At 72.0% G+C, this 25,489-nt stretch carries 22 protein-coding genes; 15 read left to right on the top strand and 7 right to left on the bottom strand.

From position 1 onward, the window contains the following. Window positions 1–2 precede the first annotated feature (2 nt). Window positions 3–881: an SDR family oxidoreductase gene (locus BLT23_RS07805; RefSeq protein ID WP_090047098.1), complete on the bottom strand. Its 879-nt coding sequence runs from the start codon at window positions 879–881 to the stop codon at window positions 3–5. Window positions 882–971: 90 nt separating this feature from the next. On the opposite strand from BLT23_RS07805, the gene BLT23_RS07800 reads away from it, so the two are divergent. The 3 genes from BLT23_RS07800 to BLT23_RS07790 are packed head-to-tail and all read left to right on the top strand — an operon-like array spanning window position 972 to window position 5,949. Next, the gene (locus BLT23_RS07800; RefSeq protein WP_245743816.1) at window positions 972–1,760 is read left to right on the top strand and encodes a PaaX family transcriptional regulator; all 789 of its coding nucleotides are present in this window, start codon (window positions 972–974) and stop codon (window positions 1,758–1,760) included. Between the two features lie 4 nt (window positions 1,761–1,764). After that, window positions 1,765–2,919, top strand: coding sequence for a glycosyltransferase (locus tag BLT23_RS07795; protein ID WP_090047096.1), 1,155 nt, complete (start codon window positions 1,765–1,767; stop codon window positions 2,917–2,919). Window positions 2,920–2,943: 24 nt separating this feature from the next. Next, on the top strand, window positions 2,944–5,949 hold the full coding sequence (locus tag BLT23_RS07790) for an MGH1-like glycoside hydrolase domain-containing protein (protein ID WP_090047095.1): 3,006 nt from the start codon (window positions 2,944–2,946) through the stop codon (window positions 5,947–5,949). A gap of 22 nt (window positions 5,950–5,971) precedes the next feature. On the opposite strand, the gene BLT23_RS07785 is transcribed toward BLT23_RS07790, so the two are convergent. Beyond that, window positions 5,972–6,790, bottom strand: a complete 819-nt coding sequence (locus BLT23_RS07785; protein ID WP_090047094.1) for an endo alpha-1,4 polygalactosaminidase — start codon at window positions 6,788–6,790, stop codon at window positions 5,972–5,974. Window positions 6,791–6,967: 177 nt separating this feature from the next. On the opposite strand from BLT23_RS07785, the gene BLT23_RS07780 reads away from it, so the two are divergent. The 6 genes from BLT23_RS07780 to BLT23_RS07755 all read left to right on the top strand — a co-directional run bounded on the left by BLT23_RS07780 (window position 6,968) and on the right by BLT23_RS07755 (window position 12,984). Beyond that, complete coding sequence (locus tag BLT23_RS07780) at window positions 6,968–8,230, top strand: ABC transporter substrate-binding protein (RefSeq protein ID WP_090047092.1); 1,263 nt, start codon at window positions 6,968–6,970, stop codon at window positions 8,228–8,230. Beyond that, window positions 8,227–9,126 (top strand): carbohydrate ABC transporter permease, encoded by a 900-nt coding sequence (locus tag BLT23_RS07775; RefSeq protein WP_090047091.1) that lies wholly within the window; start codon window positions 8,227–8,229, stop codon window positions 9,124–9,126. The genes BLT23_RS07780 and BLT23_RS07775 overlap by 4 nt, the downstream gene beginning before the upstream one ends. Then, complete coding sequence (locus BLT23_RS07770) at window positions 9,123–9,929, top strand: carbohydrate ABC transporter permease (protein WP_090047089.1); 807 nt, start codon at window positions 9,123–9,125, stop codon at window positions 9,927–9,929. The genes BLT23_RS07775 and BLT23_RS07770 overlap by 4 nt, the downstream gene beginning before the upstream one ends. A 17-nt stretch (window positions 9,930–9,946) precedes the next feature. Beyond that, window positions 9,947–10,843: an SIS domain-containing protein gene (locus tag BLT23_RS07765; RefSeq protein WP_090047088.1), complete on the top strand. Its 897-nt coding sequence runs from the start codon at window positions 9,947–9,949 to the stop codon at window positions 10,841–10,843. Window positions 10,844–10,868: 25 nt separating this feature from the next. Beyond that, on the top strand, window positions 10,869–12,152 hold the full coding sequence (gene melA, locus BLT23_RS07760) for an alpha-glucosidase/alpha-galactosidase (protein ID WP_090047086.1): 1,284 nt from the start codon (window positions 10,869–10,871) through the stop codon (window positions 12,150–12,152). A 73-nt stretch (window positions 12,153–12,225) separates the two neighbouring features. Next, window positions 12,226–12,984 (top strand): DeoR/GlpR family DNA-binding transcription regulator, encoded by a 759-nt coding sequence (locus tag BLT23_RS07755; RefSeq protein WP_090047085.1) that lies wholly within the window; start codon window positions 12,226–12,228, stop codon window positions 12,982–12,984. Between the two features lie 4 nt (window positions 12,985–12,988). Here the strand turns inward: BLT23_RS07755 and BLT23_RS07750 are convergent, their stop codons facing one another. Next, the gene (locus tag BLT23_RS07750) at window positions 12,989–13,825 is read right to left on the bottom strand and encodes a PhzF family phenazine biosynthesis protein (RefSeq protein ID WP_090047083.1); all 837 of its coding nucleotides are present in this window, start codon (window positions 13,823–13,825) and stop codon (window positions 12,989–12,991) included. A gap of 154 nt (window positions 13,826–13,979) precedes the next feature. On the opposite strand from BLT23_RS07750, the gene BLT23_RS07745 reads away from it, so the two are divergent. The 3 genes from BLT23_RS07745 to BLT23_RS07735 all read left to right on the top strand — a co-directional run bounded on the left by BLT23_RS07745 (window position 13,980) and on the right by BLT23_RS07735 (window position 17,280). Beyond that, window positions 13,980–14,762 (top strand): three-helix bundle dimerization domain-containing protein, encoded by a 783-nt coding sequence (locus BLT23_RS07745; RefSeq protein WP_245743815.1) that lies wholly within the window; start codon window positions 13,980–13,982, stop codon window positions 14,760–14,762. A 52-nt stretch (window positions 14,763–14,814) separates the two neighbouring features. Then, on the top strand, window positions 14,815–16,083 hold the full coding sequence (locus tag BLT23_RS07740) for a cytochrome d ubiquinol oxidase subunit II (protein WP_143035860.1): 1,269 nt from the start codon (window positions 14,815–14,817) through the stop codon (window positions 16,081–16,083). Between the two features lie 105 nt (window positions 16,084–16,188). Then, window positions 16,189–17,280, top strand: a complete 1,092-nt coding sequence (locus BLT23_RS07735; protein WP_090047080.1) for a lysyl oxidase family protein — start codon at window positions 16,189–16,191, stop codon at window positions 17,278–17,280. A gap of 4 nt (window positions 17,281–17,284) precedes the next feature. Here the strand turns inward: BLT23_RS07735 and BLT23_RS07730 are convergent, their stop codons facing one another. The 3 genes from BLT23_RS07730 to BLT23_RS07720 all read right to left on the bottom strand — a co-directional run bounded on the left by BLT23_RS07730 (window position 17,285) and on the right by BLT23_RS07720 (window position 20,230). Then, window positions 17,285–18,412 (bottom strand): BMP family lipoprotein, encoded by a 1,128-nt coding sequence (locus BLT23_RS07730; RefSeq protein WP_176946669.1) that lies wholly within the window; start codon window positions 18,410–18,412, stop codon window positions 17,285–17,287. A 73-nt stretch (window positions 18,413–18,485) separates the two neighbouring features. Continuing rightward, complete coding sequence (locus BLT23_RS07725) at window positions 18,486–19,016, bottom strand: GNAT family N-acetyltransferase (protein ID WP_090047771.1); 531 nt, start codon at window positions 19,014–19,016, stop codon at window positions 18,486–18,488. After that, the gene (locus BLT23_RS07720) at window positions 19,016–20,230 is read right to left on the bottom strand and encodes a hypothetical protein (RefSeq protein ID WP_090047077.1); all 1,215 of its coding nucleotides are present in this window, start codon (window positions 20,228–20,230) and stop codon (window positions 19,016–19,018) included. The genes BLT23_RS07725 and BLT23_RS07720 overlap by 1 nt, the downstream gene beginning before the upstream one ends. Before the next feature lie 140 nt (window positions 20,231–20,370). Between BLT23_RS07720 and BLT23_RS07715 the strand changes: the two genes are divergently transcribed. The 3 genes from BLT23_RS07715 to BLT23_RS07705 all read left to right on the top strand — a co-directional run bounded on the left by BLT23_RS07715 (window position 20,371) and on the right by BLT23_RS07705 (window position 25,116). Continuing rightward, window positions 20,371–20,958: a MerR family transcriptional regulator gene (locus BLT23_RS07715; RefSeq protein ID WP_090047075.1), complete on the top strand. Its 588-nt coding sequence runs from the start codon at window positions 20,371–20,373 to the stop codon at window positions 20,956–20,958. After that, entirely contained in the window at window positions 20,955–23,345 is a 2,391-nt protein-coding gene (locus BLT23_RS07710; RefSeq protein ID WP_090047074.1) for a VIT domain-containing protein, read from the top strand. Before BLT23_RS07715 ends, BLT23_RS07710 begins: the two co-directional genes overlap by 4 nt. 358 nt (window positions 23,346–23,703) lie before the next feature. Beyond that, window positions 23,704–25,116: a hypothetical protein gene (locus BLT23_RS07705; protein ID WP_143035859.1), complete on the top strand. Its 1,413-nt coding sequence runs from the start codon at window positions 23,704–23,706 to the stop codon at window positions 25,114–25,116. Window positions 25,117–25,191: 75 nt separating this feature from the next. On the opposite strand, the gene BLT23_RS40590 is transcribed toward BLT23_RS07705, so the two are convergent. After that, window positions 25,192–25,350, bottom strand: a complete 159-nt coding sequence (locus BLT23_RS40590) for a hypothetical protein (RefSeq protein ID WP_176946646.1) — start codon at window positions 25,348–25,350, stop codon at window positions 25,192–25,194. Between the last annotated feature and the right edge of the window lie 139 nt (window positions 25,351–25,489).

The raw sequence follows: 25,489 nt of genomic DNA, 5'->3' as shown, positions 1-25,489 counted from the left end.
GTTCATGGCGCCACCGGCGCCGGGATGCCGTAGGTCTCCGGCTCCAGCTCGGACCACCGCTCGGCGATCTGCTCCGCCGACCAGCCGCCGTCGCAGTACAGGGCCTGCTTCTCGGCGGGGTGCGTCCAGAGCGCGAGCTTGTCGCCGCCGATGCCGATGGCCTGGCCGGTGATGCCCTTCGCCGCGTCCGACGCCAGGTAGACGATCAGCCCGGCGGCGTCCTCGGCGGTGCCCAGCCCTTCGTCGCGGCGCACCCAGGCCGGCAGCGGCTGCCCCGTTCGTTCGGACTCCTCGATGACCGGCGCGAACACCGGGATGGTCTTGGTCATCTCGGTGGCGGCGACCGGCACGACCGCGTTGACGGAGATGTCCGCGCGGGCCAGCTCCAGCGCCCACGTCCGCGCCATCGCGGCGATCCCCGCCTTGGCGGCGGCGTAGTTGGTCTGCCCGAAGTTGCCGCGCTGGCCCGCCGGTGACGCGATCAGCACGAGACTGCCGCCGGTGCCCTGCTCGCGCATCCGCACGGCGGCCGCGCGGGCGCACGTGAAGGTGCCGCGCAGGTGCACGTTGATCACGGCGTCGAAGTCGTCGTCGCTCATCTTCCACAGCACGCGGTCGCGCAGGATGCCCGCGTTGGTGACCAGCACGTCGAGCCGCCCGAACTTCTCGACGGCGGCGGCGACGAGCCGGTCCGCGGTCTCGGCCGGCCCGACGGGCGCGACCACCGCGGCACCGCCGATGCTCGCGGCGACCTCCTCGGCACTCTCGTCCACGTCGTTCACGACGACGTTGGCCCCGTTGCGCGCCAACGCTTCCGCGTACGCCCGGCCCAGTCCCCGGCCCGCGCCGGTGACGATCGCGACCTTGCCCGACAGCTCCATCCGGTGAGTCCTCTCGTCGGAAGTGCGGTCAAAAGTAGGGCATCTCTCTGACGCTCGTCTAGATGTTGCCCAACATGTATCATTTGGCCGGTGACGCCGCAGTCCCTGATGCTCAACTTCCTCGGCCTGTACGTGCTCGACCGGGACATCGCGGTCTACTCGGGCAGCCTGATCGACGTGTTCGGCCGGGTCGACGTCTCCGAGGAGGCCGTGCGCTCGACGCTGACCCGGATGACCTCGCGCGGGCTGCTCACCAAGCACCGCGCGGGCCGCCGCGTCTACTTCGGACTCACCCCGCGCTCGGAGGCCGTGCTGGAGGACGGCGGCCGCCGCATCTGGCAGCGCGGCGCCGTGAACAGGGACTGGGACGGCACGTGGACGCTCGTCGGCTTCTCGCTGCCGGAGGGCCGCAGGGGTGAGCGGCACGACCTGCGCTCGCGGTTGCAGTGGGCCGGGTTCGGGCCCGTGCAGAACGGCCTGTGGATCGCCCCCGGCACGCACGACGTCACCGAGGTGGTCGCCGACCTCGGCCTGACCGAGAACGTCACGGTCTTCACCGCCCAGCACGCCAAGCCCACCGAGGCGGCCGACCTCGCCACCCGCGCGTTCGACACGGCCGCCATCGCCGCCCGCTACCAGGCGTTCCTCGCGCGCTGGCGGGTGCCGGACGAGTCGCTGCCCGACGACCTGGCCCGCCAGCTGGTGCTGCACGGCGACTGGCTCGACCTCGTCCGCCAGGACCCGCACCTCCCGGCCGAGCTGCTCGCGGACGACTGGCCCGCCATCGAGGCCGAGCAGCTGTTCCAGACCCTCGCCACCCGCTACGTCGAGACGGCGGCCCCGCTCGCCCTCGCGGCCATCGAGTCGATCGAGGTCTGACGGCGTGCGCGTCGCCGTCGTCTCCGGTGGCGATCCCGGGCACGTCGTCCCGGCGATGGCGCTGTGCCTGCGGTTCGCGGCGGCGGGTGACACCCCGGTCCTGCTGACCGGCGAGCGCTGGCTGGCCGCCGCCGCAGGGGAGGGGGTCGAGGCGGCACGGGTGACCGGTCTCGCGCTGTCCGACCTCACGGGCTGCCCCGACCTCGGCCGCGCGTTGCACGACCAGGCGGCGGAGCTGGCGGTGGCGCTCGTGCCGCGCCTTCGCGCGCTGGCACCGGACCTGGTGGTGTGCGACGTGCTCGCGCTCGGCGCGGGCATGGCCGCCGAGCTGCTGGGCCTGCCGTGGGTGCAGCTCTCGCCGCACCCGCTCTACGAGCCGTCACGCCGGTTGCCCCCGATCGGCAGCGGCCTCGCGCCGGGCACCGGGGTGCGGGGACGGCTGCGGGACGCGGCACTGCGCGCGATGACCGCCCGGTCGATCCGGCGGGGTGAACGGCAGCGGGCCGAGGTGCGGCAACGGGTCGGGCTGCCCGCGCGCGGCCCGGGACCGGCCGCGCGGCTGATCGCGACGTTGCCCGCGCTGGAGGTGCCGCGACCGGACTGGCCGGCGAACGCACACGTGGTCGGGCCGCTGCTGTGGGAGGCCAGCGGGGAGACGCTGACGCCGCCGCCGGGGTCCGCGCCGCTGGTGATGATCGCTCCGTCGACCGCGTGGACGGGATCGACCGGGATGGCCGAGACGACGCTGGAGGCGGTGCGGGACCTCGGGGTGCGGGCCGTCGTGTCCACGTTCGCCCCGCTCGGCGGTCTGCCGGACTGGGCGCGGTCCGGTCCCGGCGCGCAGGACGAGCTGCTGCGCCAGTCGTCGGTGCTGGTCTGCGGCGGTGGCCACGGGATGCTGGCCAAGGCGTTGCGGGCGGCCGTGCCCGTCGTGGTCGTGCCGGGCGGCGGCGACCAGTGGGAGATGGCGAACCGGGTGGCGCGGCAGGGCAGCGGCGTGATCGTCCGGCCACCCACCGAGGCTGGTCTGCGCGCGGCCGTCACGCGCGTCCTGGACGATCCTCGGTTCGCCGATGCGGCGGCCGAGGCAGCCGCATCGGGGAATGATGTTCGTGATCCTGTGGAGGTATGTCGGACTGTGTGGAGTCTTGCGCGTTGAGAGCGCTCCCGCTTCGATGGGGTCATGCGCAGGTCAATGGCGATCCTCGTGGTGGCGGCGCTGGCGGTCTCGACCGCCTCGCCGGCGGTGGCGCACCGCGCCGCAGCGCAAGACCTCTATCCCGCGGTCGGCGCGGGAACCTCGTTCCTCGACCACACCGGCCTGCTGGGCGACGTCCCGGAACCGGCCTGGTACGAGGCGAACATCGCGTTCGTCGACCTGCCGGACCGCGAGATCCGCGACACCTACTACTACCGGTGGAAGTCTTACCGGGAAGCGCTCAAGTACACGGGCCCGAAGGACGGCTGGATCGTCTCCGAGTTCCTCGGCCCCGTCGGCTACTCGGCCCCCAACGGCGGCATCGTCGCCGCGGCGGGCCACCACGTCTACGAGGGACGGTGGCTGCGCGACCACCGCTACCTCGACGACTACGTGGACTACTGGCTGCGCGGCTCCGGCTCCGGCCCCAAGCCCGCCACCGACTTCCTGAACAAGAACACGACCGACTGGGCGCACCAGTACTCCTTCTGGGCCGCCGACGCCGTGGCCGCCCGCGCCGCCGTCGACGGGCGGTCGCGGTTCGCCACCGATCGCCTGCCGGAGCTGATCCGCCAGTGGCAGCGCTGGTCGCCGCAGTTCGACGCCGGTCTCGGGCTGTACTGGCAGACTCCGGTGTGGGACGCGATGGAGTACACCGTCAGCTCCTACCAGAGCCCCGACCCGTACCACGGCGGCGACGGCTTCCGCTCCACGCTCAACGCCTACCAGTACGGCGACGCCCGTGCGATCGCCCAGTTGCTCCGGGCGCGTGGTGACGCGGCGGGCGCCCGTCAGTACGACCAGGCCGCGGACGCACTGCGGACCGCGCAGGAACGCTGGCTGTGGGACTCGAACGCGCAGTTCTACAAGCACGTCATGCGGGACGGCAACCCCGGACGCACGAAGCTCGCCGACCGCGAGGCGATCGGGTTCGTACCCTGGTACTTCCACATGGCACCCGCCTCGAACAGCGCGGCGTGGGCTCAGCTGACCGACCCGCAGGGCTTCGCCGCCCGGTTCGGCCCGACCACCGCCGAGCGCCGCAGCCCGTGGTTCATGCGCGACGCGCTGAACGGGTGCTGCCGCTGGAACGGCCCGAGCTGGCCGTACGCCACCAGCCAGACGCTCACCGCGCTGGCGAACCTGCTGATCGACTACCCGGCCCAGCCGTACGTCTCGCGCGCCGACTACCTGTCGGTGCTGCGCGGCTATGCGCTGACGCAACGCAAGAACGGCGCGCCGTATGTCGCCGAGGCCCATCACCCCGACGAGGACCGGTGGATCTACGACGGCCGCGGCCACAGCGAGGACTACAACCACTCGACGTTCAACGACAACGTGCTCTCCGGTCTGCTCGGTATCCGTCCGCAGCTCGGCAACGAGGTTCAGATCGCACCGCTGGCTCCGTCCACTTGGGACTACTTCGCGGCGGAGAACGTGCCGTACCACGGCCACAACCTCACCGTGCTGTGGGACCGCACCGGTTCCCACTACGGCAAGGGCGCCGGTCTGCGCGTCTGGGTGGACGGCCAGCTGCGGCACGTCCAGTCCGGACTGTCCGCTGTGCGCCTGCCGATCCCGCAACGCGGCGACGGGGAGCTGCCCGAGCTCGTCGACGACTTCGCGAACGTCAGCCAGACCGGTTACCCGACGGCCCGCGCGTCCTACAGCTACAGCGCCGACCCGCCCACCAAGGCCATCGACGGCCAGGACTTCCACCTCGACGTGCCCGGCACCCGCTGGACCACGTGGACCAGCCCGAACTCCGAGGACTGGCTGGAAGTGGACCTGGGTGCGCCCGCGCCCGTCTCGGACCTCCGCGTCACGTTCTACGACGACGGCGGGGGAGTGCGCGTGCCCGCCACCTACGACCTGCGGTACCGGACTCCGGACGGCCAGTGGCGCGACCTCCCCGGCCAGCGGCGGAGTCCGGCAACTCCTGTGGCGCGTGCGGTGAACCGCATCCTCGTGGAACCCGCCGTGACGACCGACCGGGTGCGCATCCTGCCGCGCCGTGCGGACGGCGGGGCGGTCGGCATCACCGCGTTCTCGTCGTGGCGGGCGCCGGTGCGGGGACTGACGGCGTCACTGCCGGAGTCGGTTCAGGTGAGGGCGGGTGCTTCGGTCGAGACGACCACGACGGTGACCGCGTCCCGCTCTCTGGCCGGGGTGCGGGCCGGCCTGGCGGTGCCCGCCGGGTGGACGGCGGTGGCGCTGACCCCTGCCTCGACGTCCCGGCTGCTGCCGGGCCGGGCGCTGGTCACGCGCTGGCGGGTCACCGCCCCGGCGGAGCTGCCGCTCGGCGAGTCGGCGCCGGTGCGCGTGCTGGCCACGGCTTCGGGTGACAGTGGGACGAGCACGGCGGTGGCGTCGGCGCAGAGCGCGTTCGACCCGGCCGACTTCGCCGCGGTGGTCTGGGACGACACGTTCGACACGGACCGGCTCGGCTCGTACCGGGTGGACGGTCCGTTCAACGAGGCGACGCCGGGCTTCCAGGTCTCCGGCGGAGCGTTGACGGCCAGTGCGGCTTCGCGCAGCGGTGCGGTGCTGTCGGCGCCGGTGGCCGGTGACGCCCGGGGAACGGCGGTGGTCGTGGAGCCGAGGTCGTTCGCCGGGTCGGCGCCGGAGGACAGCCTGTTCCTCGGGCAGATCGCCGGGAACCGCGACTTCGCGCTGGCGTGGTTCAACAACGCGGGTAAAGCGTCCGGTGTGGACGTGACCGTCGGCGGCGTGCGGCGCGGCGACGAGGCGACCGGTGGGTGTTGCGCCGCGCTGAGCTTCTCGTCCGGTGACCGGCTCGCGGCCGTGCTCGGCGACGGGCGGCTGACCAGCTGGATCGAGCACGACGGCCGGTGGTCGCTGCTGCGGTCGGCGCCGATCGGGAACGCCGTGGACCCGGCCGTGGTGGCGGGCTGGGCGCCGGGGCTCGGGTTGCGGCTGGACGCGGGCGCGTTGGTGATCGACCGGCTGACGGTGCTCCGCCGGGCGTGAGGCCCGGCGGAGCACCACCCGGTCAGCAGTGGTCGAACGCGTAACCGCGGGTACCGGGCGCGACGAGGTAGCGGTCGCGCAACGTGGTGGTCTGCGGGGTGTCCGGGTCGTTGCAGACGTCCCGGAACGTGCCGCGCAGGTCATCGGTGTACTCGATGTCCATCACGTGGTCGCCGTACACGTCGCTGTAGGACGAGCACTCGTCCCACCGGTGGCACTCCTCCGACACCGCGAAGTCGAAGCCGACCTCGCGCTTGGCGCGAGCCGCCTCCTCGGCCGAGTTCTTCTGGCCGATGGCGAGGTTCTTGCCGTGCGCGCGGTCGGCGAGCAGCTTCGCGTAGGCGAAGTTGTTGCTCACGGTCAGCTTGTTGCGGGAGCGCAGGTAGGAGTCGAGGTTGTCGATCTCGACGGCCTTGAAGCCCTTGCTCGCGCACAGGTCGATCGTGCCGCCGATGATGCCGGCCAGCTCGGTGCGCTTGGCGGCGGTCGAGGTGTCCAGGATGAACTCGTCCGGCCAGTTCGGGTCGATGATCGGCTTGCCCGACGAGTCCTTGAGGATCAGGTGGCCCCGCTGGTTCAGCCAGACGTTCCTGTCACCCGGCTGGGTCTGGAAACCGTTGACGTAGCAGATGTTGTACACGCCGGACGCCGGTGAGGCGGTGCTGTCGCGGGTCACCATCGTGACGCCGCTGGGCGGGGTGTAGGCGGCGCCGAGCTGGTAGTCGAGCACCGCGCCGGTCGGGGGCAGCTGGACGGCGGCCTGGCTGGGCGCCGCCAGCGGGCCGGCCGCGAGGGTCAGGGCGAGGGCGGTGCCGGTGAGGGCGCGCGCAGGGAATCTCATGATGCGCCAAACTCCTTGATCGCTCAGAAGTGGTGATCGAGTGTGAGCGACTGTAGCGAGCAGGCCCGATTTCGGCTAGAAAGCAATCTCAATCGGTCAGGATGCTTGCTTGTTTGATCGATATGAGCTTATCGTCCCCGTCCACACAGAGCCGCACGCACATCCCAGGGAGTCGACATGGGCACAGGGCTGAGTCGCCGCACGGTGCTGACGATGGGCGCGGCGCTCCTCATGACGGCGGCCTGCGGAACGGGCTCCGGCGGCAACGGCAAGATCAAGGTGTGGCACGGCTACACCGACGCCGAGGCCGCCGCGTTCGGCAAGCTCGCCGAGCGGTGGAACGCGGCGCACCCCGAGCAGCAGGTCGAGCTGGTCTTCAACGGCGGCAACGACAACGTGCTGCAGAAGACGCTCGCCTCGTTCGCCTCCGGCAACCCGCCGGAGGTCGCCTACCAGTACGGCTCGTCGATCACCGGCCTCACCGGCCGCCCGCAGACGCAGGACCTGACCGACCAGGTGCGCGGCGACGCGGAGTTCAGGTGGGACGACCTGTTCGCCGCCGGGCGCGAGGCCGCCACGGTCGACGGCAAGGTCTACGGCATCCCCGCGCTCGTCGACAACCTCTCGCTGGTCTACAACGAGAAGCTCTTCGACGAGGCCGGTCTCGCCCACCCCACCGCGGAGTGGACCTGGGACGACTTCCGGTCCGCCGCGCGGAAGCTCACCGGTGACGGGCGGTTCGGCTGGGCGTACGTCAACGACGGCACCGAGGACACGGTCTGGCGCTTCCTCGCCCTGCTCTGGCAGGCGGGCGGTGACCTGCTCAGCGCGGACGGCAAGAAGGCCGCGCTGGCCTCCGACGCGGGCCGGCAGGCGATGGAGCTGTTGCGGGACATGGCGGTCACGGACAAGTCCGTCTACCTCGACGCGGGTGACCAGCAGTACCTCAACCTCTTCAACTCCGGCCGCATCGGCATGCTGTGGACCGGGCCGTGGGACCTCGGCGCGATCAACGAGGACGTCTCCTACGGCGTGCAGATCCTACCGGGCAAGGTCACCCACGCGACGATCGCGGGCCCGGACACGTTCGTCGTCTTCGGCGACAACGGCCGCGAGAACGCGCTGCCGTTCCTGAAGTGGCTGCTCTCGCCCGAGATCCACCTCGAGTTCGCGATGGAGACCGGGCACCTGCCGATCCGGCAGTCCGAGGTGGAGCTGCCCGGGTACGCCGAGTACGAGGCGAAGTACCCCGGCGCCAAGGTGTTCGTCGAGAACCTGGAGAAGAACGTCACCAAGGCCCGGCCGAACATCCCGCAGTACCCCAAGATCTCGCAGGTCCTCGGCACGGCCGTGCAGTCGGTGCTGCTCGGCCAGGCCGAACCGCGGGCCGCGCTGGACCAGGCCGCCGCCGAGATCGACCAGGCGCTGGCGGCCTCGTGACAGCCACACCCGCCGACCGGCGCAAGCTCGAGGACCACCTCGCCGGGTGGGGTTTCGCGGCGCCCGCCGTCGTCCTGATCGGCGTCTTCGGCCTCGTCCCGGTGGTGTGGTCGTTCGTGCTCTCGTTGCAGCACACCGACCTCACCTCGCCCGGCACGTTCGCGGGCGGCGACAACTACGCCAAGCTCGTCGCCGACCCGCTGTTCTGGGACGCCGCCTGGCGCACGCTCGTCTACGTCGTGCTGTTCGTGCCGGCGACGCTCGCGCTCGCGCTGCCGATCGCCGTGATGCTCAACCAGAAGATCCGCGGCGTCGTGCTGTACCGGCTCGCCGTGTCCGTGCCGCTGGTGACCTCGACGGTCGCGACCGGCATCATGTTCTCCTGGCTGGCCAACCCGCAGTTCGGCCTGGTCAACGCGGCGCTCGACGCGGTGGGCCTGCCGAAGCAGGGGTTCTTCACCGACCCCGGCCAGGCGCTGGTCTCGGTGGTGGCGATGACGGTGTGGGGCTGGCTCGGTTTCGCGGTCATCATCTACCTGGCGGCGCTGCAGAACGTGCCGAAGGACCTGATCGAGGCGTCCTCCCTGGACGGCTGCGGCCGGGCGCGCTCGTTCTGGCACGTGGAGCTGCCGCTGGTGGCACCCGCGACCGGGTTCCTGCTGGTGTGGCTCACGATCAACGGCCTGCAGCTCTTCGACGCCGTCTACGTGACGACCAAGGGCGGGCCGCTGCGGGCCACGACCGTGCTCGTCTACCACCTCTACAACGAGGCGTTCGTGAGCTTCGACGGCGGCTACGCGGCCGCCATCGGCTGCGCGGTGTTCCTGGTGATCGGCGCGTTCACCCTCGCCCAGCTGCGGCTCAACCGCCGCACGTCCCACTACGAGGTCCGATGAGACGGCCCAGTGCGCTGCACCTGATCCTGTTCCCGCTGTCGGTCGTCATGGTGACGCCGCTGGTGTGGATGCTGCTGGTGTCGATCTCCACGCAGGAGGAGTCGCGGCGCTTCCCGCCCGGCCTGCCGAGCGGCGTCGAGTGGGAGAACTACGCCGCGGCGATCCGCGACGCGCCGCTGGGGTCGTGGCTGGCCAACAGCTTCGTGGTGTCCGTCGTGTGCGTGGTGGGCAACCTGGTGCTGTGTTCGCTGGCGGGGTACGCGTTCGCGCGCATCTCGTTCATCGGCAGCAAGGTCGCGTTCGTGCTGATGCTCGCGACGCTGATGGTGCCCTTCCAGATCGTCATGCTGCCGCTGCTGATCATGACGCGGGAGCTGGGGCTGGTCGACACGCTCGGCGCGCTGATCGCGCCGAACCTGGCCACGGCGTTCGGGGTGTTCCTGATGCGGCAGTTCTTCACGACGCTGCCGCGGGAGCTGGAGGAGGCGGCGCGGATCGACGGGGCGGGCAGGCTGCGGACGTTGTTCCAGGTGCTGCTGCCGTTGATGCGGCCGACGCTCGCGACCCTCGCCGTGCTCACGTTCCTGCAGACGTGGAACGACTTCCTGTGGCCGTTGATCGCGGTGCAGAGCCCGGAGGTGATGACCGTCCAACTGGGACTGCAGAGCTTCCAGGGCGCCCACACGACGAACTGGCCGAAGCTCATGGCCGGCACCGTGCTGAGCCAGCTGCCCGTCCTGCTCGTCTTCTTCTTCGCCCAGCGGTTCTTCGTGCGGTCGGTGGCCGCGGCGGGCATCAAGTGATTCCGGAGGAGTTTTCCATGAGCACCCACACCACCGCCGAGATCGCCTCCCAGCCGTCCTGCTGGCGCCGTGCGATCGAGCTGGCCGCCGAACCCGAGGTCGTGGCCGCACTGCCCGCCGCCGGGGAACGCGTGGCGGTGGTCGGCTGCGGCACGTCGTGGTTCATGGCGCAGGCTTACGCCCGCCGCCGCGAGGACAAAGGGCTGGGCGAGACCGACGCGTTCGCCGCGTCCGAGTTCCCTTACGGCCGCAAGTACGACCGCGTGGTGGCGTTGAGCCGGTCCGGCACCACCACGGAGGTCGCCGAAGTGCTGCGGAGGCTGTCCGACGTCCCGACGACGGCCGTCGTCGGCGCTCCCGGCACGCCCGTCACCGAGCTGGCGGACCAGGTGGTGGCGCTGCCGTTCGCCGACGAACGCTCCGTGGTGCAGACGCGGTTCGCGACGACGGCACTCGTGCTGCTGCGCGCGCACCTCGGCGAACGGCTGGAGCGCGCGGTGCTCGACGCGGAGCAGGCGCTCGCCGAGCCGGTGCCCGCCGGTCTGGTGGGGCGCGGCCAGTTCACGTTCCTCGGCGGCAGCCCGTGGACCACCGGCCTCGCGGCCGAGGCGGCGCTCAAGATGCGCGAGGCGTCGCTGGCCTGGACCGAGTCCTACCCGGCCACCGAGTACCGGCACGGGCCGATCGCGATCACCGACGAGCGTTCGGCGGTGTGGGCGTTCGGTCCCGCGCCGGACGGGCTCGGCGCCGAGGTCGCCGCGGCCGGTGGCCAGTGGGTCGCCCGCGACCGCGACCCGCTCGCCGAGCTCGTCGCGGTGCACCGGCTCGCCGTGGAGGTCGCGCTGTCGCGGGGGCTCGACCCGGACACGCCGCGCAACCTCACGCGCTCGGTGATCCTCGACGGCTCGCACTGACCCCCGCTTACCGGAAGGCACACCAATGTTCACCATCGCGTTCGTGGGCGCGGGTTCCGTCGAGTTCACCCGCCAGCTGCTCCGCGACGTCCTGTCGTTCCCCGAGCTGGCCGGCGCCACGATCTCGTTGCACGACATCGATCCCGAACGGCTGGAGGTCGCGGCGGCCCTGGCCCGCCACACCGCTCCCGGTGTCGACGTCCGCACCTCGCTGACCCGCCGCGCGGCACTGGAGGGTGCCGACGTCGTGGTCAACATGGTCGCGATCGGCGGCCACGCGGCGACGCTGCGGGACTTCGACGTGCCGGAGTCGTTCGGGCTGCGCCAGACCATCGGTGACACGCTCGGCATCGGCGGGATCTTCCGCGGGCTGCGCACGTTCCCGTTCCTCGACGGGCTCGCGGCCGACATGCTGGCCGTGTGCCCGGACGCGTGGCTGCTGAACTACACCAACCCGATGGCGATGAACATCCAGTACCTGGCGACCGTCGCCCCGCGCCTGAAGGCGGTCGGGCTGTGCCACTCGGTGCACTGGACCGTCCACGACCTGAGCGAGCTGGTCGGGGTGCCGTTCGAGGAGGTCGACTTCCTCTCCGCCGGCGTGAACCACCAGGCGTGGATCCTGAAGTGGCAGCACCGGGGCCGCGACCTGTACCCGGCGCTGGACGAGGCGATCGCCGCCGACCCGGAGCTGGCGCGGCGGGTGCGCGTGGACCTCTACCGCCGGTTCGGCTTCTACCCGACCGAGACGAGCGAGCACTCGTCCGAGTACGTGCCCTGGTACCTGCGGCACCAGTCCGAAGTGGACCGTCTGCGCATCCCGGTGCGCGACTACGCCACGATCAGCGCGGAGAACGTCGCCACGTACGAGAAGACGCGCGACGCCCTGGCGGCGGGGGAGGAGCCGCCGCCGCTCGTGGACGAGGCCGTCGAGTACGCGCCGCAGGTGATCCACAGCCTGGTGACCGGGCAGCGGCGCACGATCCAGGTGAACGTCGCGAACGACGGCCTGATCTCGAACCTCCCGCACGGCGCCGCCGTGGAGGTGCCCGCGACGCTGGACCGGCTCGGCGTGCACCCGCACCGCGTCGGCGCCCTGCCGCGCCAGCTCGCCGCGCTGAACCGGAGCTTCCTGAACGTGGTCGACCTGACCGTGGCCGCGGCGGTGGAGGGCAACCCGGACCACGTCCGGCACGCGGCCCTGTGCGACCCGGCCACGGCCGCCGCGCTGACCCCGGACCAGATCACCGGCCTGGTGGCGGCGATGACGGCCGCCCACGGCGACCTGCTGCCCGCCGCCCTCCGGTAACGATCACTCACTTTGCGTGTTTCTTGCGCAAACCGTACTAAACCGAGCAGTATTCCTGAGATATAGTGATCGAATGCGTCAAGAGCAGCGGCTCGCTGCCATCCTCGGCAAGCTCGCGGACGCGGGCTCGGTGACCGTGACCGGGCTCGCGGAGGACCTGGGCACGTCCGTCGCGTCCATCCGCCGCGACCTCCAGTCCCTGGAGGAGCAGAAACTGCTCAAACGCACCCACGGCGGCGCGGTGGCTGTGGAGGTCATCTACGAGCTGCCGCTGCGCTACCGGCTGGGCCGCCGCGAGGAGAAGCGCCAGATCGCCGAGGCGGCGGCGCAGCTCGTCACCGAGTCCGTGCACTCCGTCGGCCTCAACGGCGGCACGACCACCACCGAGCTGGCCCGCCTGCTCGCCTCGACCAGGTCGCTCAAGGTCGTGACCAACGCCCTCAACATCGCTTCCGACCTGTGCCCGCGCCCCACGATCGACCTGGTCGTGACCGGCGGCGGCGTGCGCCCGGAGAGCTACGAGCTGGTCGGCCCGATCGCCGACCGCGCACTCGCCGGCATCAGCCTGGACCTCGTGTTCCTGGGCGTGGACGGCATCGACGCGCGCGGCGGCATCACCACGCATGACGAGGTCGAGGCCCACACCGACTACTGCCTGCTGTGCACGGCCGACCGGGTGGTGGTGCTCGCGGACGGGTCGAAGGTGGGAAAGCGGGCTTTCTCGCGGATCGCCGACATCGGGGCGGTGCACGTGGTGATCACGGACGCGTCGGCTCCTGAGGAGGAGCTGGAGAAGCTGCGCGGGGCGGGCGTGGAGGTCGTGGTGGCGTAGGCGCTCACAGCGCCAGCTGCCCGCCGATCCCCAGCACGGTGTCGCCGCCCACCCAGATCTCCCCGCCGTCGCGCGCCAGGTGCACCCGCCCCCGCCGCCCCAGCACGGTGCCCTGCGCGGCCACGTACCGCTCGGCCGCGAGCCCGGCCGGGATGAGCCACTGGGCGATCGCCGCGTTGAGGCTCCCGGTCACCGGGTCCTCCTCGAACCGGCTGCCCTCGTCGCAGAACGCCCGCACCTCGAACGCCGTATCGCAGCCCTCGGGGTGCGGGCCGACCACGCCGATGCTCGTGAAGGTGCCGAACCGGGTGAAGTCCGGGTCGACGGCGAGCACCTCGTCGGCGGACGCGAGCAGGACCGCCACCCAGCCGGGACCGTTGTCGGCCCACCGCGCGTCGACGACGTCCTCCGGCCGCACCCGCAGCGCGGACGCCAGTGCCAGCAGTTCCGACAGCGTCACCGGACCGCTGCGCAGCAGGGGTGGCGCGGCGAACGCCAGGCGGTTGCCTTCCGAGCGCACGGTGACCAGGCCCGCCGCGCACTCCTGCACGACCTGGCCGGGGGTGTGCGGCACGCCGCCGCGGGCGAGCCACGCGCGGGCCGAGCCGAGGGTGGGGTGGCCCGCGAAGGGCAGCTCGCGGCCGACGGTGAAGATCCGCAGCCGGTAGTCGGCGCCGGAGGTGGTGGGCGGCAGCAGGAACGTCGTCTCGGACAGGTTGGTCCAGCGGGCGAACGCCGCCATCTCCTCGGTGGTCAGCCCTTCCGCGTCGTGCACGACGGCGACGGGGTTGCCGTAGAGGAACTGGTCGGTGAAGACGTCGACCTGGCTGAATCCGCGCACCGCGCAAGAGTAGTCACCGCGGGCCACTGCTTTCGGCCACGATGACCGCACCTGCCGGGCGTCACGACCTCGCCAGGACAGATGTCGTGGGCCCTGATGTGATCAGGTCGATAGACCCTCTCCGATCGCCGCGCCGGGCGCCTACGGTGGAGGGGTGACGATCACGTCTGAGGTCGTGAACGAGACGGACGAACGCTTCCGGCGCCTGGAGGCCCGGCTGGTCCGCGAGCACGGTGAGGTGCCACCGAGCCTGGTGCACGAGTGGACCGAACGGGCGCGGGCGCGGTTCGGCGGGGCACGCGTGCAGGAGTACGTGCCGCTGCTGGTGGCACGGGCGGTGCGGGCGTCCGCGCGGGCGTTCAGAGCCGACGTGCCGGAGGTGACCGGCACGGTGCTGACCGGCTGGGCGCGCAACACGGCCCGGCGGCTGCTCGCGGCCGAGCTGCCCCGCCGGTGGGCCCACACGGCCGGGGTCGCCCGGCGCGCGGGGCACATCGCGCGCGTGCTCCCCGCCGGGGAACGGGAGCTGCTGGTCGCCGCGGCCTGGCTGCACGACATCGGCTACGCCTCCGAGATCACCGACACCGGCCTGCACTCCCTGGACGGAGCCCGCTACCTGCGCAGGGCGGGAGTGTCCGAACGGATCTGCTCGCTCGTGGCCCACCACTCGGGCGCGGCGGCGGTCGCCGAGATCGTCGGGCTCGCGGACGGCCTCGCGGAGTTCGGCGACGACCGCAGCCGGCTGCGGGACGCGCTGTGGTACGCCGACATGTCCACCGGGCCCGACGGGGCGCCGACGACGGTGCAGGGCAGGCTGGCCGAGATCCGGCAACGGCGCGGTCCCGAGGACCCGGTGGTGCGGGCGCTCGCGGTGAACGGCGCCGACCGGCTCGCGGCGGTCCGCCGCACGCACCGGCTGCTGCGCCGTTCGTCCTGAGTGAGTAGTTCTGCCGATGCCGCACCGGCGGCAGGGCGGCGACCATGATCATGTGAGTGACACGGGGGAACGGTCGGCCACGTCCCGGCCGGCGCTGAGGATGGTCGCGGCCGGGGTCGTGGGCGCGGTGGTGCTGCCGCCGGCGGCCGCGGGGGTGCTCACCGGGATCTTCCTGGGCACCGGGTGGGTCGCGGTCCTCGCGGTGGTGGCGGTCCTGCTGCTGACGGGGCTGCTGCTCGTCGTCGCGCCGAGCGAGTCGTGGTTCGGCGGCAGCAGGGCGGGGCGGGGCGGCTGGGCGGTGGCCGTCGCCGTGACGGGCACCGTGCTGACGTGGGCGGGCTGGGTGGCCGCCGACGCCGCGGGCTGGGGCCTGAGCCGGTCGCCCGTGCTCTGGTGGCCCGCGATCGGTGTCCTGTTCGCGCTGGTGGCAGGAGTGCTGCTGCGCCGGTGGCCGCTCGCTCTCGGATCGCTCGGCACTCTCGTGGTCATCGCTCTCGTCTTGCTCGGAGCGGTCGCCGCCGTGCCGGAAGACGCGCAGGACCGCGCACGGGTCGGGGAGCTCCTGGTGGCCCCGGTGCCGGGCTACGACCTGGTGCCCCACCAGGGGTCGTGGCAGGTGGTGCCGAGCGACGCGCGACGTGGCGGCGAACCGTCGCCGTACGTGCGCCTCGACGTGGCTCAGGACGGACCGGACTGCGAGATCGACCAGTACCAGTCCCGCTACCCGAGCGGCCCGGACTGCGAGGTCGAGCGTCCCGGCCTGTTCTTCGTGGAGAGATCGGACGTCATCGCCTACTTCCACCGGTTGGAGGGACGGCGGCTCGTGCTCACCGCGCCCGCGACGTTCGACCGGACCGCGTTGCGCGAGGCCCTGCTCACCGCACGCCCGGCCGACCCGCCGGGGACGTTCACCGCGACCGTGCCCGGTTACACGCAAAGCTCGGCCACACCCGAGCTCACCGAGTTCACCCCGGACGACAAGGCCCTGCTGCCCGGTGCCCGGCACATCGAGTTCGTCACCCTCGGAGCGGTCGAACCGCAGTGCTCACCGGTTGCCTTGGAGTGCGTGACCGAGTCGCCCGGCCTCCGCTACCAGCGCTTCGAGGACAACCACGGGTACACGCGTGTGGTGGAGGACAAGGAACTCACCGTGCGCGGCGGCATGGCGGTGAGCCGGGACGTGTTGCGCACCGCCGCACTGGACGCGCGCCAGCCGACTGAGGAAGAGGTGGACGCCATGCTGGAGACCGGGCAACCGGCCCCGCGGGGCGGCTGGATGCGGCAGGCGGTGCGCGGCGCGGCGCGGTTCCTGTTCGGCTGAACGGTTCCCGGGTTCAACGCATCGCGTCACGGTTGTCACCCGGCCGTGTGCACCTGCTCGCCTGTGCGGACTCCGGGCGGGGTAACCGCACTAACGTCCGGTCGCATGGGCTTCGGCAAGGTCTTGAGCGCCGCCGGCACGGTGCTGCTGGTCGTCGCGGCGCTGGTCCCGCCCGCTCGTGCGGTCGCGCAGCCGTTGCTGCCCGACCTGCGCCAGGCGCCGGTGGGGTGTCCCGGCGGGTACGGCGGAGATCCGGCGCTGTGCCGCGACTGGGACGTCTGCATGGTGACCGACCCGAAGGACCCGAGCGGCGAGTGCGTCACGTCCGGCTCGATCAGGTCCGTGCGGCTGCGGTTCACCACGGCCGAGGACAACGTGGGAGCCGGGCCGCTGCTGCTCTACGGCCGCCGTTCGCCCGGCAGCGCGGAGATGCGGGTGCGCCAAGGGTTCCAGGACCGGCGGGGCGGGCCGATCCCGGTCTCGTTCGACGAGGCGGGACGCACCACCAAGACCACGATGTACTACGAGCCGGCCAAGTCGCACCGGCACTGGCACCTCCTGGACTTCGCGCGGATGCAGCTGCGCACGCCCGGCGGCCGGGTCGTGGTGGCCGACCGCAAGAACGGGTTCTGCCTCGGCGACCGCTACCGCACCGCCGACGCGGACTCGCTGCCCGGCGCGGCGCGCGAGCCCGGCAGCCCGGAGGCGGAGCTGGCACAGCGGCTGGAGCAGAACCGGTGCGGCTACCGCGATCCCGACGCCACCGAGATGGTCGAGGGCATCTCCGTCGGCAGCGGCGACGACTACCGCTACGACGTCGACTTCCAGTGGCTCGACCTCACCGACGTCCCGTCCGGCACCTACGACGTGGTGAACACGGTGAACTCCGGCCGCACGCTGCTGGAGTCGAGCTACGACAACAACTCGTCGTCGATCTCGATCTCCGTGCAGTGGCCGGGCGGTGCCGCGCGCAGGCCGTCGGTCATCACCGAGGCGCCCGCCGTGACGCTGCTGCGCAGCTGCCCCGGCCAAGACCGCTGCTCCGGCGAGCTCACGCTCGGCAAGCACACGTACGAACGCGCGCAGGGGCCCGTCGCCGTCACGCCGCGGTGCGGGTCGGCGGCGCCGGACCAGGGGTGTTGCTGCGGTGACGTGCCGCCGATCCCGCCCGCGGCGAGGAGGGGACCGGCGGCCTGACCGGTCAGACGGTGTCGTTGACCTTGATCTTGCCCTCGATGATCTGGGCCTTGTAGCCCTCGAGGATGCCCTGCAGCTTCGCGTCGATCTTGCCGCCGGAGGTGGCGTAGCCGACGCCGTCCGACTTCAGGTCGAAGACCTTCGGCAGCGATGACAGGTCGTTCTTCGCGGCGGCGCGGAAGAAGTCGTACACGGCCACGTCGACGCGCTTGAGGCTCGACGCGACGATGACGTCCTTGTTGTTCGCGACCGCGGGCTGGTTGTACTGGTCGGCGTCGCAGCCGATCGCCAGCACGCCCGCCTCCTTCACCGCGGCGAACACGCCGAGGCCCGACGCGCCCGCGGCCGGGTAGACGACGTCCGCGCCCTTCTCGATCAGGCCCTTCGCGGCCTCCTGGCCCTTGGGCGGGTCCTGGAATCCGGTGAAGTCACCGGCCGGGGTGATGTACTTCTTGTCGAACTTGACGTTCGGCGCGGCCGTCTTGGCGCCCTGCGCGTAGCCCGCCTCGAACTTCTGGATCAGCGGGATGTCCACGCCGCCTACGAAGCCCACGTGGCACTTCTTGCTCTGGTACGCGGCGACGACGCCCGCGAGGAACGAGCCCTCCTGCTCGGCGAAGACGAGCGGCGTCACGTTGGGCACGCCCTCCACCGCCGAGTCGACCAGGCCGAACTTCACGTCCGGGAACTCCGGCGCGACGACCCGCAGCGACTCGGTGTAGGCGAAGCCGACGCCGATGATCGGGTTGAAGCCCTCCGACGCGAGCTGGCGCAGCCGGGTCTGCTTCGCGGCCTCGTCCTCGTTGGGCGCGGCGGACAGCTCGCGGGTGTTCTCCTTCTTGACGCCCATGTCGGCGATCGCCTTGTCGAACCCGGCGGCGGCGAGGTCGTTGAACGACGCGTCACCGCGCCCGCCGATGTCGTAGGCCAGGCCGATCTTCAACGCGCTGCCGTCGACCTTCTCCCCGGCGGCGGTGGTGGTGCTCGACGCGGGCGGGGCGCTGGGGGCCTCCGCGAACTCGCACCCGCCACCGGCGGCGTTGGTCGACCCGGTGGAGTCCCCACCGGAGTCCTTGGCGCAGGCGCTCACCACCATGGTCAACGCGATCGCGGCAACGGCGGTGCCACGCAGACGACGGCGCACGGTCGTTCTCCTCTTGCTCGATGTGAGAAGCGGACCGTACCCCGAGCCGCTGGTCATCCGGTCAAGAGTTCAACCACTGGGACCGGAGGTCCTTGCGGAAGACCAGGAAGTCGCAGGGGCAGGCCAGGTGCGGAGCCAGCGCCGGGTAGTCGCGGGTGAAGTCGCCCACGTGCACGACCCGGTACCCCAGACGGGTGTACCAGGCGCGCAGGAACTCCTTGACCGGGTGCTGCCATTCCCGCGGTACCAACAGCTCCAGCTGCATGTGGGCCAGATCCCGTCGCAGGGCCCAGTTCTCGGCGAACGAGACGAGCGCCTTCCCGATGCCCGTGCCGCGTTCGCCCGGGTCGGCGACGAGCATGCCGAACTCGCCGACGCCGTCCTCGATCCGCTGGACGCGCACGGCGCCCACGACGCGTTCTCCCCGGCGTGCCAGCACGATCTCGCCGGCCCGGATGAGATCGGCGACCTCGGACTCGGTGGTCCGTGAGCCGCCCTCGGCCCACAGACCCTTCTCGGCGTCGGCGTACACGCGGTTGACGAGCGCGGCGATCTCCGGCGCCAGCGTGGCGTCGGAGACGAAGCCGAGCATCACCACGGCGCCGGCTGGCTGGTCGAGGCCAGCTTGTCCGCGTGCTGCAGCACTCCGAGCTCGCGCAGCATCTTGTCGCGCTGGACCGGGTCGTGCGCGACGTTCGAGACGTGCAAAGCCTTGCGCAGCCGCGCCTTCCGCCGGGGCGTCCACCGGCTGGCGAGCGCGAGCTTCGCGGCCCGCAGCGCCGCCCGGTCGCGGGTGCGCGCGAGGGCGTCGCGGTGGTCGTCGCCCAGGCCGAACAACGACAGCAGCCGTTCCCGGAACTCCCGGCCGACCCGCGCCCACGTCGTGGCGCGCTGCCGGGTGGCGCGGATCTCGATGCCGAGCGCGAGGTGCAGCATCACCAGGCCGAGCACGGGGCCGAGCAGCACGCGGGCGGTGCCCGCGACCGGACCGGACAGGCTGAGGGCGGCGAACGCGGCGAACGCCGTCAGCGCCCACGCCACCAACCGGGCGGGACCGGGCCTGCCGTCGCGGCGCACGCCGCCGCGCATCGCCCAGCCGCAGGCGACGAGCGCCGCCTCCATGACGGAGAACAGGGCCACCCGCTCCCACGTGTCGGTGATGCCGAGGCGCTGCTCGAAGAAGCGCCACGACGTGTCGACGCTGACGCCGATGCTCAGCAGGGCCACCAGGTAGAAGCCCTTGGCGCCGGCCGGTTCGTGCGAGCCGGGAGCCTCGCCGGAAGCGGGCTCGGGCGTGACGGCGGGCTCGGCGGTGGGAAGGGCGGCGGGCACGGCCGGGGTGGTGGGGCGCACGAGCCCGGTGGGTGGCGCAGTGGGCGGTTCCGCGGCCGGTTCGGTGAGTGGCTGGGTCGTGGCCGGAGCCTGGAAGGTCACGGCGGGCGCGACCGGCTTCGTGACGACCGTGGGCGTGTCGGCGGGCCGGACCGGCTTGGCCGTCAGCGCGTCGGCGTGGGCGGCGACTCCCTTGTTCACGCCGTCCAGCTTCGCGAGCAGCTCCGGGGTCAGCGGCAGGTTGCCCGCCGTGTCGGTCACGCTGTTGCGCGCCCGCCACTCGTTCACGATCTTGGTCGCGTACGGCCTGCTGGGAACGTCCTGGCCCTGCCTGTTCAGCCAGCGGCGGACGTCCTCCACCGTGCAGCCGCGCGGCAGGTGGTCGAGCGCGTACAGGACCTTGTCCTTCTGGTTCTTCAGCCTGCTCAACGCGGCGTCGTGCCCGATGGTGCGGGCGGCCTCGTCCGTGGTCACTCTGCTTCTCCGTCCTCGACGTGGATGTACAGGGGCACGCGGACGCGCGGAACCCTACCGCCGCTACGGGGCGTGCACGGAGGTGACATGACCTTGGTCTCACCTTGACACTGTCACTGTTGCAGTGTCACTGTGGTGGGGTGTGGACGCTCGACGAGTTGCTGGACCGGGTCTCCGCCGCGCTGGCGGCGGAGTACTCGGGCGCGCCCAACGGCCGGGTCCGCGACGTTCCCGACCGGCGGGCCGTCCGCTGGTACGCGACGACGGGCCTGGTCGACAGACCGTCGGCCATGCGCGGGCGGACCGCGTTGTACGAACGCCGCCACCTGCTCCAGCTCGTGGCGCTCAAACGGCTGCAGTCGGAGGGGAGGACGCTCGCCGAGATCCAGGCGGAGCTCGCGGGCGCCGACGACGCGACGCTCGCGGCCGTCGCCCGTGTCCCCGCCGACGTGCTCGCCGCCGGTGACGCGCCGTCACCGGCGGAGGTGCGGCCGCGGTTCTGGGCAGAGCCCGCGGCTCCGGCGGCCCGGGAGAAGGCCGCCGCGCCGACCGGAACCGCGCCGGTCGGCACCACGCTGACCGGCGTCGCGCTCGGCGGGGGAGCCGTCGTCCTCGTGCCGGGCACGCCCACCCCCGCCGACGTCGCGGACATCGCGGCCGCGGCCGCTCCGCTGCTCGACCTGCTCGCCGCCCGTGGTCTGCTCGCGAACGAAAGGGAACAGTCATGACCATCTCCGTCGCCCCGATGAAGGAAGCCGAGGGGGACCGCGTCGGCTGGACGACCGAGGACGCGGGCGTCGGCGCGTTGCGGACCGAGCGCGGCAACCTGCCCCTGGAGCGCATCGACGTGCGGGCGGCGGTCACCGGGCTGGTCGGCCGGACCGTGCTGACCACCGGGTTCGTCAACACCCACGAGACCGCGCTGGAAGCCACCTACGTGTTCCCGCTGCCCGACCGCGCCGCGGTCACGGGCATGAAGATGACCGCCGCCGACCGCACGGTCGAGGCGGAGCTGCAGGAGCGCGGGGCCGCGCGGCAGGCGTACGACGACGCCATCGCGGCCGGGCAGCGGGCGTCGATCGTCGAAGAGGACCGGCCGGACGTCTTCACCATGCGCGTCGGCAACATCCAGCCGGGCGAGCGGGTGACCGTCGAGCTGAGCCTGGTCGGGCCGCTGGTGTTCGAGGACGGCGCGGCGACGTTCCGGTTCCCGCTCGTGGTGGCGCCGCGCTACGTCCCGGGGCAGCCGCTCGACGGGCCGCCGGCCGGTGACGGGCACGCCGCGGACACCGACGCCGTGCCGGACGCCTCCCGGATCACGCCGCCCGTGCTGCTGCCCGGCTTCCCGAACCCGGTCCGCCTCACGATCGGCGTCGAGGTCGACCCGGCCGGGCTGGAGTTGGGCGAGGTCCGGTCGAGCCTGCACACCGTGGCCAGGGAGGGCAACACGCTGACGGTCGAGCCGGGGGAGCGGGCCGACCGCGACTTCGTGCTGCGGCTCGCCTACGCCGGTGCCCGCTCCGCGGCCGTGTCCGTGCCCGACGAGAGCGGTGACGGGGGCACCTACCAGGTCACCGTCCTGCCGCCCGAGTCGTCCGCCCCGGCCCGGCCCCGCGACGTCGTGCTGCTGCTCGACCGCTCCGGCAGCATGTCCGGCTGGAAGATGGTCGCGGCCAGGCGTGCCGCCGCCCGCATCGTCGACACGCTGACCTCGGCGGACACGTTCGCCGTCATCACCTTCGACGACCGCCTGGACCGGCCCGACCTCGGTGGCGGGCTCGTCACCGGCACCGACCGCCACCGGTTCCGCGCCGTCGAGCACCTCGCACGCACCGGGGCGCGCGGCGGCACCGAGATGGTGCAGCCGTTGCGCGAGGGCCTGACCCTGCTCGCCGGGGCGGAGAGCGACCGCGACCCGGTCCTGGTGCTCGTCACGGACGGGCAGGTCGGCAACGAGGACCAGATCCTGCGCGACATCGCGCCGCTGATCGGCCGGACGAGGGTGCACGCCGTCGGCATCGACACCGCTGTCAACGCGGGCTTCCTCGGCCGGCTCGCCGCCGCGGGCGCCGGGCGGTGCGAGCTCGTCGAGAGCGAGGACCGGCTCGACGAGGCGATGACGCACATCCAGCGCCGCATCGGCGCGCCGGTCGTCACCGACGTGGTGATCTCACCGGCGTCCGGCCTGCCGAAGCAGCCCACGGCCGTCTACCCCGGCGTGCCGCTGGTGGCGTTCGGCCGCTACCGCGGCACGGCACCCGAAACGGTCGTGGTCAGCGGCCGGACCAGGGACGGCGCAGACTGGCAGGAGACGGTCCCCGTGCTGCGACATGCCGAACCCGCTGTCCGCGCGCAGTGGGCCCGCGCCGCGCTGCGCGACCTGGAGGACCGCTACGCGACGGGCGACCACGCGGTGGAGAAGGACATCCTGCGGATCTCGCTGGAGCACGGCGTCCTGTGCCGCTTCACGGCGTTCGTGGCGGTGGACGACCGTGTTGTGTCCGACGGCAAGGTGCACCGCGTCGTGCAGCCGGTCGAACAACCGTCGGGCTGGGAGCTCGCCGCACCGAAGTTCGCTTCGGCCCCCCGCGCGGGAGGTCCTCTGGCCGCAGCCGCACCGATGTTCGCCGGACCCGCCGGAGGCGCCGCGGGCCCGTTCGCCGGTCCTGCCGGGGGACCGGACGGGTTCGCCCCGCCCGCGCCCCTCGCGCACCACCCGATCGCGCCCCCGCCCGCACCGCGCGGAGCCCCGGGACGCGGCCGGATGCCGGTTCCCGCCCCCGTGCCCGCTCCCGTTCCGGACGGGCTCGCCCAGCTGCGCGAGATCGCCGCGGTCGAGGCCCGGCGACTGGACGAGGCGGCGGCCAGGCCCGTGTGGGAGCGCCGCGACCTGCTCGCGGACCTGGCCAGCAGGCTCGGCATCCTCGTCGGCCAGGACCCCACGTGCGAGCCGCTGCGGCGCCTGGTCGCGGAGCTCACCGAGCTCACGGCGGACGGGGACGTCGACCGCCTGTGGGCGCGGGCGCGGCAGGTGCTGGGCGAGTTCGCCTCCTCGGCCGCGGCCGAGGAGAAGCCGGTGGCGGGGGAGCGCCGCAAGCGGCGGTTCTGGCGCTGACGGACGCCACCCCTGTACGTCCGAACGGAGATCCCTGCCCCGCCGTTCGTCCGTGCGGCCCTGGGCCGTTCGGTGGTCCGATGCCGACACTGGCGGGATGCTGGAACGACGATCGCAGGTGGAGGGACGTCCGGGCGCAGGCCGCAAGGGCGTCCCTCCGGCTGTGGACCACCGCCTCCTGGCGTTGCAGCGGACCGCGGGCAACACGGCGGTCGTGGCCCTGCTGGGCGACGGAGGACCGGTCCGGCAGCGCAACGGTGACGTCGTGTTGTCCGGCAGGCAGCCGATCAAGAGGACCAGGACCGATCGAGAACGCAAGGACGCGGCCAGGAAACGCGACGAGGTCCGGCGGCGGCGCATGCAGGCGAAGGAGGCCGAAAAGCGCAGGGAGATCGTCGCGTTCGAGGTCGAGGTCGAGGGGGCGAAGGAGCAACACCGGCTCTTCCCCGGTTACGAGGACTCGGACCCCGATCTCGAACTCCGCGGTGCCGGCGAACCGGCGGCGCCGCGGCGGCTCATGATCGCGAGCCGGCCGCTGCCGGTGACAGCTTTCATCTTCGAGATGCACACGCAGTACGAGCGGCTGCGCCACAAGGTCCACAGGTTGCTGCCGAACCAGTTCCGCAGCGTCGACCCGGACTTGACCGCGGACGACGCGATGATGCGGACGTACCAATCCGTCGCCACGAACGCCACGGCCACGGCGAACGCGGAGATCGCCAATCCTGCCGCCACCTGGTCCGCCCGGTTGCTCGCCGAACAGAACGTGGCCATCGCGCTGAAGCCGATGATCGCCCTGGTGATCAAGTTGGCGAAGGATCTGGGCACCTACCTGGCCAAGGGCAAACGCAGTGGTTACCCGAACAAACCGACGGGCAAGTACCGCAACGTCACCTCGGACCTGCACTACCGTGCGCAGATGAGCCGCCTGGTCGCGCGCTACCGGGTGGAAGGGCTTGTGGCGACCTACGCCAAGCAACCCGACTACGTCCACAGCGGGTTCGAACGCGACCACCAGCCGCACAGCGACCTCTTGAAGAAGGTGGCGAGCCAAACCGAGTTCGCCGACAGACAGATCAAGCAGGTCGTGTCGGGGAAGCAAGCGCAGGGTGGATGGACGATCATGCTGCACGACCAGCGCCACCGTGCCGGGCGCACCTACAAGCAGCGCGGAAAAACTGTGAGCTCCAACTTCCTCAAAGCGTTGAAAGACGAGCGCAAGCGACTCGCCCGTCTGCTGCGCGCCGCGATGACCGAGGTCCACGACGCACTGAGCACCTCCATCACCGGGACGTCACCCGCGCTGGCCAAGGCTGTGCTCGATGTCGGCAGAGCCAAGAACAAGGCGAACCACGCGGTGCAAGCCGTGTCGTCCAGCCCGGATGCGTGTTCTCTTGTTCTGGCGGCCGAGATGCAGCTGATCGCGGCAGACCGTGCTCTCCAGGCCACCCCCTCGGCACAGTCGGACAGGGCGGCCGTCACAGCGGCGCTTTCCCACATGAGCTCCGCCTCCGCCCTCGCCAGGAGCCGTGCCGATGACGTACGGGCGTTCTGCGTGGCGCAGATGGTCGACTCGTTGGAACAGGACGCGCAGGCGATGAAGAACGTGGTCGCCTCGCCGCCTGCCAACTTCAGCGACATCGAGCAGCTCACACACCTGAACCAAGCGGAACGGAACACGCTGATGGCCGATATCAAGGCCGAGGTCGAGGCAGGAGAGGACCGGCTGCTCCTGGGGCAGAACGCCCTCCACGACTACGCCAGGCCATGACGGTCCCTTCCGGGTCGTAAACGACAGTGCTCCGGGTGGCCACGGCCACCGGGAGCACTGTCTTTTCCGGCTCGGCTAGTCCGGCGGTTCCTGTCCTTCCGGGCCCTCGTCGTTGATCACCTGCTTGGCGGGCACCTCCTCGGCCACCTCCTCGGAGCGCTCGGGTTCCTCGAGGTCGCCGAGGTCGGGGGTGCCGGGGGCGTGCGGGGCCTCTGGGTTCAGCGGATCGGTCATGACGTGCGGTTACCCGCCGGACGGGAAGACCAACATCACCGCGCGGTTGTGTCTCACCACGAAGGGGCATAGCGTGGGCAGGAGTTTCCAAACATCCGAGTCATCCATGTGAGGTCATCTACAGGTTCTCCGGGTTGGG

It is taken from the genome of Lentzea fradiae (assembly GCF_900100955.1).
GTDB classification, from domain to species: domain Bacteria; phylum Actinomycetota; class Actinomycetes; order Mycobacteriales; family Pseudonocardiaceae; genus Lentzea; species Lentzea fradiae.
Note: the sequence above shows the minus strand (reverse complement) of the source record. Positions and strands in the feature narration are given on the sequence as shown.

Coding starts and splice junctions, on each gene's coding strand:
- BLT23_RS07755 (WP_090047085.1), top strand. CDS start 12,226: ATGCGTCAAGAGCAGCGGCTCGCTGCCATCCTCGGCAAGCTCGCGGAC.
- BLT23_RS07735 (WP_090047080.1), top strand. CDS start 16,189: ATGGGCTTCGGCAAGGTCTTGAGCGCCGCCGGCACGGTGCTGCTGGTC.
- BLT23_RS07785 (WP_090047094.1), bottom strand. CDS start 6,790: ATGAGATTCCCTGCGCGCGCCCTCACCGGCACCGCCCTCGCCCTGACC.
- BLT23_RS40590 (WP_176946646.1), bottom strand. CDS start 25,350: ATGACCGATCCGCTGAACCCAGAGGCCCCGCACGCCCCCGGCACCCCC.
- BLT23_RS07770 (WP_090047089.1), top strand. CDS start 9,123: ATGAGACGGCCCAGTGCGCTGCACCTGATCCTGTTCCCGCTGTCGGTC.
- BLT23_RS07725 (WP_090047771.1), bottom strand. CDS start 19,016: ATGCTCGGCTTCGTCTCCGACGCCACGCTGGCGCCGGAGATCGCCGCG.
- BLT23_RS07805 (WP_090047098.1), bottom strand. CDS start 881: ATGGAGCTGTCGGGCAAGGTCGCGATCGTCACCGGCGCGGGCCGGGGA.
- BLT23_RS07780 (WP_090047092.1), top strand. CDS start 6,968: ATGGGCACAGGGCTGAGTCGCCGCACGGTGCTGACGATGGGCGCGGCG.
- BLT23_RS07790 (WP_090047095.1), top strand. CDS start 2,944: ATGCGCAGGTCAATGGCGATCCTCGTGGTGGCGGCGCTGGCGGTCTCG.
- BLT23_RS07765 (WP_090047088.1), top strand. CDS start 9,947: ATGAGCACCCACACCACCGCCGAGATCGCCTCCCAGCCGTCCTGCTGG.
- BLT23_RS07710 (WP_090047074.1), top strand. CDS start 20,955: ATGACCATCTCCGTCGCCCCGATGAAGGAAGCCGAGGGGGACCGCGTC.
- melA (WP_090047086.1), top strand. CDS start 10,869: ATGTTCACCATCGCGTTCGTGGGCGCGGGTTCCGTCGAGTTCACCCGC.
- BLT23_RS07705 (WP_143035859.1), top strand. CDS start 23,704: ATGCAGGCGAAGGAGGCCGAAAAGCGCAGGGAGATCGTCGCGTTCGAG.